This is a genomic window from Pseudomonas sp. P4_C3, from assembly GCF_056402075.1.
The window spans coordinates 1-831 of the sequence record NZ_JBFUIC010000723.1 but is presented as its reverse complement, the minus strand read 5'-3'; the positions used below and the strand labels follow the sequence as shown (position 1 = coordinate 831).

The following is an 831-nucleotide window of genomic DNA, read 5'->3' as shown; positions in this document are numbered from 1 at the left end:
CTATATGGATTCGGTGTTTTTGGCAATCGAGAGTCTGCTTAAAAAATGCGAATTTTATCCATCCTTACAAAAATCTCTCTCTGCACTGAATGATGAATTTAATCATCGAAAACAGACTGATCATAAGATATCCACATGCGAATACTACTTTAGAAAAAAGTTTTTCGCTGCGCAAGGCACTCCATCTTTGATAAGCCTGCTGAAAGAGTGGGATTGAGGAGGTAATATGCAAGCTGGTAGCGATTCGTTTTCTACAGTTGCGATAAATGTTGGCAGCTCTTCAATAAAAATTTCTATGTTTAATGATGAAAATAGAGCAGACATAAATATTAATTTCATCGGGCTGCTGACTCAGACTGTAAAAGTAAAATATTGTAAGGAGCTTGGCGTTGAGGGCGAGGTCTATAGCGTAAATGTGGGTGATGATCTACTCAAGGCAGCTAGTTTGATTGTTGATAAGACCAAGGAGGTTTTGGAGTTACTGGAGTGGAAAACGCCAACAAAGATAGGTCATAGAGTTAAGTTTGCTGGGTTTGGACCCACAGTGCAGGAAATAACTGAGCATCAAGAGCAAATCTTGGGTTTTAATGATTATCTAAGCTCTAGGCATAATTCACTTTGCCTTGCGGTTATTCAGGAAACTAAAAAAGCTTTTCCTAAGGCAATGCAATTTATGGTGAGGGATCACGCAGTTGACGATCTTTCATTGCATGTGACAGGGGAGATTCCTTTTGAAAAAAAAATTATTAATAGGTACGGATTATACTCAAATGGCTATCATGGGCTTGCAATAAAGGCATGCCTGGAAGAGCTTAGAGATAAGTATAATAT

1 protein-coding gene and 1 pseudogene are annotated in these 831 nt (G+C 38.4%); both read left to right on the top strand.

Annotated features, from left to right (window positions below):
• A pseudogene (locus tag AC1DVH_RS32065) lies at positions 1-217 on the top strand (hypothetical protein); the annotation flags it as partial.
• Positions 218-226: 9 nt separating this feature from the next.
• The coding region (locus tag AC1DVH_RS32060; protein WP_477757160.1) for a hypothetical protein at positions 227-831 on the top strand (605 nt) is incomplete at its 3' end.